1 protein-coding gene is annotated in these 560 nt (G+C 63.9%); it reads left to right on the top strand.

All coding sequences use genetic code 11. The features are described from left to right. Nucleotides 1–50: 50 nt before the first annotated feature. Nucleotides 51–560: IS1634 family transposase (locus FK530_RS25145; protein WP_438947269.1), on the top strand; the 510-nt coding region annotated here is incomplete at its 3' end.

Below are 560 nucleotides of genomic sequence, written 5' to 3'. Positions count from 1 at the left end.
ATCTCCGCCCACTCGGGCGTCCTCGCTCCAGTGCGGGGTCCAGTGGCGTGGTGGTGGGCCAACCGGCCCGGGTCCTGTGGCAGGTCCTCACCGAGGCCTACGAGCGGCTCGGATTCACCAACCTGGATGACGACACCTTCATGAAGATCGTGCTGGCCAGGATCGTGGAACCCACGTCGAAGGTGGACGCGATCCGTGTTCTGGAGGGCATCGGCGTGAACGCCCCCTCACGGTCAACGATCTACCGAATGTTGCCCCGCATCAATGAACTGAAGTACCGGGAGCGTCTGGCTGAGGCCTGTTTCACCCACGCCAGCAGGGGTGGGCCATTGACACTGGTGATGTATGACGCGACGACTCTCCACTTCCAGGCGGAGATCGATGAAAGCAGTCTCACCATCGATGCTGAGCCCCGCAGGGTGGGACGCTCCAAGGAGCACCGGGTGGACCCCCAAGTCCAGGTGGGACTTCTCGTGGACGCAGGCGGCTTCCCCCTCGACGTGTACATGTTCCCCGGCAACGCCGCCGAGACGACGACCCTCATTCCGGTCATCGAGCGG

The sequence above is a fragment of the Tsukamurella conjunctivitidis genome, assembly GCF_007858475.1.
Classification (GTDB): Bacteria; Actinomycetota; Actinomycetes; order Mycobacteriales; family Mycobacteriaceae; genus Tsukamurella; species Tsukamurella conjunctivitidis.
This window is presented reverse-complemented; position numbering and strand designations above follow the sequence as displayed.